Origin of the sequence: Streptomyces marokkonensis (assembly GCF_039539045.1) — a bacterium.
Lineage (GTDB): Bacteria > Actinomycetota > Actinomycetes > Streptomycetales > Streptomycetaceae > Streptomyces > Streptomyces marokkonensis.
On the sequence record NZ_BAABCQ010000284.1, the window covers coordinates 1 to 5310 of the forward strand.

At 69.9% G+C, this 5310-nt stretch carries 4 protein-coding genes; all 4 read right to left on the reverse strand.

What is annotated here, in order from left to right; genetic code table 11:
• Positions 1-184, reverse strand: a 184-nt coding sequence (locus ABEA26_RS34720; RefSeq protein ID WP_345597897.1) for a flavodoxin-dependent (E)-4-hydroxy-3-methylbut-2-enyl-diphosphate synthase, incomplete at its 3' end; no start/stop codon positions are given.
• 217 nt (positions 185-401) lie between these two features.
• Positions 402-1694: a M50 family metallopeptidase gene (locus tag ABEA26_RS34725; protein ID WP_345597902.1), complete on the reverse strand. Its 1293-nt coding sequence runs from the start codon at positions 1692-1694 to the stop codon at positions 402-404.
• An 8-nt stretch (positions 1695-1702) separates the two neighbouring features.
• The gene (gene dxr / locus ABEA26_RS34730; protein WP_345597899.1) at positions 1703-2959 is read right to left on the reverse strand and encodes a 1-deoxy-D-xylulose-5-phosphate reductoisomerase; all 1257 of its coding nucleotides are present in this window, start codon (positions 2957-2959) and stop codon (positions 1703-1705) included.
• Between the two features lie 139 nt (positions 2960-3098).
• Positions 3099-5063: an acyl-CoA dehydrogenase family protein gene (locus ABEA26_RS34735; protein ID WP_345597901.1), complete on the reverse strand. Its 1965-nt coding sequence runs from the start codon at positions 5061-5063 to the stop codon at positions 3099-3101.
• Positions 5064-5310: the final 247 nt, after the last annotated feature.

Sequence of the window (5310 nt, forward strand, 5' to 3'; positions counted from 1 at the left end):
CCGTCAGCTCGGCGATCTGCTGGAGCGTAGCGCCGATGTCCGACGTACGGGTCGTGGTCATGGACTGCACCGACACGGGGGCGTCGCCGCCCACCGCCACGGGCCCGACCTGGATCTGACGGCTCTTGCGGCGCTCCGCGAGCCTGGTCGGAACGTCCGGCATGCCGAGAGAAATCGCAGTCATCTGCTGTGCAACCCCAAGTCGTGGATCAGAATCCGGCCCCGTTCAGCGGCGGGCTCCGGCCTTCGAGATTACGGCACCGACGTGAACGCCAGGCACACGGTGTGCGGGAGATACACCCTTTGGCGTTCATATGCCGAGTGACCGGCGTGAAGCCCGGCCCGGAGGGACATGCTCTCCGGATCGGGCTTCTCATCGGATCGTTTGGATTGTCCGGATATCAGCTGATTCTTACCGGATTGACGACGTCCGCCACCAGGACCAGCAGCGTGAAGCAGACGAAGACGCCCGCCACCACATAGGCCACCGGCATCAGTTTCGCCACGTCGAACGGGCCCGGGTCCGGGCGGCGCAGCACCTTGGCCGCGTTCCGGCGCAACGACTCCCACAGCGCGCCCGCGATGTGACCGCCGTCCAGTGGCAGCAGCGGGAGCATGTTGAAGAGGAACAGGGACAGGTTGAAGCCGGCCACCAGCATGACGAACATGGCCAGCTGCTGGGTGGGCGGGATGTCCAGGGTGGCGATCTCGCCGCCGACGCGGGCGGCGCCGACGACACCCATCGGGGAGTCCGCCTCGCGGGGTCCGTCACCGAAGGCCGCGTCCCACAGGGCCGGGATCTTGGAGGGCAGGGCGGCGAGGGAGTCGACGGCGTCGCCGATCCGGTCGCCCATCCAGGTCACGGACTGGCCGAAGTCCTGTTTCACCACGCCGGTGGCGGCGCTGAAGCCGAGGAAGCCGGCGGTGACGTACTCGCCCTCGACGATCTGTCCGTTTCCGTCCTTCTTCGCGACCTGGTTGGTGGCGATGGTCGCCTGGAGGGTGATCTCCTGCCCTCCGCGCTCCACGACGACCGCCACCTGCTCGCCGGGGTTGGCGCGGATCGTGTCGGACAGCCGGTCCCATTCGTCGGTCCGTACGCCGTCGAAGGCGACGATCTTGTCGCCCGCCCTGAGGCCGGCCGCCGCGGCCGGGGAGGCCGGGTCGGACTTGGTGCAGTCGTCGCGGTTCTCGGTCTGCGAGATGACGCACTGGGAGACGGAACTCACGGTGGTGGTCTGCTGCGAGATGCCGAAGCCCATGAGGACGGTGAGGAACAGCACCACCGCGAGGACGAGGTTCATGAACGGGCCCGCGAACATCACGATGACCCGTTTCCAGGGCTTGCGCGTGTAGAACAGGCGCTTCTCGTCACCCGGCTGCAGCTCCTCGAAGGCGGCCGAGCGGGCGTCCTCGATCATGCCGCGCCAGGGCGAGGTGGAGCGGGCCTCCAGCCGGCCGTCGGCGCCGGGCGGGAACATGCCGATCATGCGGATGTAGCCGCCGAACGGGATGGCCTTGACCCCGTACTCGGTCTCGCCCTTCTTCCGCGAGAAGATCGTCGGTCCGAAGCCGACCATGTACTGCGGCACCCGGATGCCGAACATCTTCGCGGTGGACAGGTGCCCCAGCTCGTGCCAGGCGATCGAGAACAGCAGACCGACCGCGAAGAGGACTATGCCGAGGATGAACATCAGGGTCGTCATGCACGGGCCTCCGCCGTCTGTGCCGCCAGTTCCCGGGCCCGGGTGCGTGCCCAGGTCTCCGCTTCGAGGACGTCCGCGACGGTGAGCGAGGTTCCCGTACGGGGGGTGCCGTGTTCCTCGACCACCCGCGTGACGGTCTCCATGATCCCGAGATACGGCAGCGCGCCGGAGCGGAACGCCTCGACGCACTCCTCGTTGGCGGCATTGAACACCGCCGGGGCCGTGCCCGCGAGCTCCCCGACGTGCCGGGCCAGGTTCACCGAGGGGAAGGCCTCGTTGTCGAGCGGGAAGAACTCCCAGGTCGAGGCCTTGCTCCAGTCGAAGGCGGGGGCGGCGTCGGGGACGCGTTCGGGCCAGCCGAGGCCGATGGCGATGGGCCCGCCCATGTCGGGGGGCGTCGCCTGGGCCAGTGTCGATCCGTCCGTGAACTCGACCATCGAGTGGACGTACGACTGCGGGTGCACGACCACCTCGATGCGGTCGAAGGGAATGTCGTAGAGCAGGTGGGCCTCGATCACCTCCAGGCCCTTGTTGACGAGGGTGGCGGAGTTGATCGTGATCACCGGGCCCATCGCCCAGGTGGGGTGGGCGAGGGCGTCCTCCACGGTGACGCCCGCCAGCTGCTCCTTCGTACGTCCCCGGAACGGGCCGCCGGACGCGGTGACGACCAGCTTGCGCACATCGGCGCGGGTCCCGGCGGCCAGCGCCTGGAAGAGCGCGGCGTGCTCGGAGTCGACCGGGATGATCTGCCCCGGCTTGGCGAGGGCCTTGACCAGCGGGCCGCCGACGATGAGCGATTCCTTGTTGGCCAGCGCGAGGGTGCGGCCCGCCTCCAGGGCGGCCAGGGTCGGGGCGAGGCCGATGGAGCCGGTGATGCCGTTGAGGACGGTGTGGCAGTCGGAGGCGGCGAGCCGGGTGGCCGCGTCGGGGCCGGCGATGACCTCGGGGAGCGGCTCCCCACTGCCGTACTGGTCGCTCAGCGCCTCCCGCAGCGCGGGGACGACGTCCTCGCGGGCCACGGCGACGGTCCGCGCCTTCAGCCGGTACGCCTGCTCGGCGAGGAGGGCGACCCGCCCGCCGTTGGCGCACAGGGCGGTGACCCGGAAACGGCCCGGGTTGCGCAGCACGAGGTCGATGGCCTGGGTCCCGATCGACCCGGTGGACCCGAGGATCACCACGTCCTTCGGGCCGTCGCCCGCCACCGGGTCGTAGACGAGGTGGGGGTCCGCGAGTGGGGCTGGACTGTCGCTCATCCCCCCATTGTTGCCGCAACCGCCCTCCGGGAGGACAGCGCGTCCCTCGCACGGGTGTCGCGGGCCCGGGCGGGGCCCGGGCGTCCCGTCCCGCCCGGGCGGCCGGACCGTCCCGGCGGAAACCCGACCTGAGCCCGTCCTACCTGATGGGACGGTGGACGTTCTCCCGCCGGGACTCGCCCGGCGTCGCGTCCGCGATCCACGGGCCGTCGCCCGACGGGTCGACGACGCCCTGCTCCAGCCACTCGTACGCGCCCCCCAGCACGCCCTTGACGACCTTGCGGTCGACGTCGTCGGTGTTGGTCCACAGGCGGCCGAAGAGTTCCTCGACGCGGACGCGGGCCTGGCGGCAGAAGGCGTCGGCGAGCTGGTAGGCCTCACGGCCGTGGTCGCCCTTGGCACGCAGGTGCTCCGCGCGGACGCAGGCGGCGCTCATCGCGAACAGTTCCGCGCCGATGTCGACGATTCGGCCCAGGAAGCCCTGCTTGGTCTCCATCCGGCCCTGCCAGCGGGACATGGCGTAGAAGGTGGAGCGGGCGAGCTTGCGGGCGGTGCGTTCGACGTAGCGCAGGTGTCCGGACAGGTCGCGGTGGCCGGACGGGTGGAAGTCGGCGTACGAGCGCGGGAGCTGTCCCGGCCCGGCGACGAGCTTCGGCAGCCACCTGGCGTAGAAGACTCCCGCCTGCGCGCCCGCCTTCGCCTTGTCGGACAGGGTCTTGTCGGGGTCGATCAGGTCGCCGGCGACCGAGAGGTGGGCGTCTACTGCCTCGCGGGCGATCAGCAGGTGCATGATCTCGGTGGAGCCCTCGAAGATCCGGTTGATGCGCAGGTCGCGCAGGATCTGCTCGGCGGGGACCGCGCGCTCGCCGCGGGCTTCGAGGGAGGCCGCGGTCTCGAAGCCCCGGCCGCCGCGGATCTGGACCAGCTCGTCGGCCATCAGGCAGGCCATCTCGGAACCGTAGAGCTTGGCGAGGGCGGCCTCGATGCGGATGTCGTTGCGGTCCTCGTCGGCCATCTGGGAGGAGAGGTCGAGGACCGCCTCCAGCGCGAAGGTCGTCGCCGCGATGAACGAGATCTTCGAGCCGACCGCCTCGTGCAGTGCGACCGGCCTGCCCCACTGCTCGCGCACCCCCGACCACTCGCGGGCGATCTTCAGGCACCACTTGCCGGCGCCCACGCACATGGCGGGGAGCGAGAGGCGCCCGGTGTTGAGGGTGGTCAGGGCGATCTTGAGGCCGGCGCCCTCCGGGCCGATGCGGTGGGCGGCCGGGACACGCACCCGATGGAAACGGGTGACGCCGTTCTCCAGGCCGCGCAGGCCCATGAAGGCGTTGCGGTTCTCGACCGTGACGCCCTTGGAGGCGGCCTCCACGACGAAGGCGGTGATACCCCCCTTGCCTCCCTCGCCGTTCTTGTGACCCTCGGACTTCGGGACGCGGGCCATGACAACGAGCAGGTCGGCGACCACGCCGTTGGTCGTCCACAGTTTCACGCCGTCGAGGACGTAGTCGTCGCCGTCACGGACGGCGGTGGTCGCCAGGCGCGCCGGGTCCGAGCCGACGTCCGGCTCGGTCAGCAGGAACGCCGAGATGTCGGTGCGGGCGCAGCGCGGCAGGAACGTGTCCTTCTGCTCCTGCGTGCCGAACATCTTCAGCGGCTGCGGCACACCGATCGACTGGTGGGCGGAGAGTAGCGCGCCGATCGCGGGATTCGCGGATCCGACCAGCGCGAGGGCCTTGTTGTAGTAGACCTGTGTGAGGCCGAGGCCGCCGTACTTGGTGTCGATCTTCATACCGAAGGCGCCCAGCTCCTTCAGCCCTGTGATCACGTCGTCCGGGATCCGCGCGTCGCGCTCGATCACGGCTCCGTCGATCTTCGTCTCGCAGAAGTCGCGCAGCTTGGCGAGGAACTCCTCGCCGCGCTGGGCGTCCTCGTCGGCGGGCAGCGGATGGGGGTGGAGGAGGTCGAGGCGGAAGCGGCCGAGGAACAGCTCCTTGGCGAAGCTGGGCTTGCGCCAGTCCTGTTCCCGGGCCGCCTCCGCGACCTCGCGGGCCTCACGTTCGGTGACGGTGGATCGGGAGGAGGGGGTGGGTGGTGCGGACATGAGGCTCACCTCGCCGCGAATCGGCATCGGGGGAGGTACGTCCACGAGGATCGCCGGGATTGGTCATAGGCGAACTTGCGGACGTACGTTACTAGTCGGCGCTACCCGATCGTATGTACCCGATCCCGGACGGCCCCACCACCCTTCGTGCGTCCGTTCGGCCGATGGCCGTAGGGAGGACCGAGGGCAAACGGAAGGCAGACGGAGGGCTGACAGCGGTCGAAGAAAGGTGTCGAAGCGCTTCGAC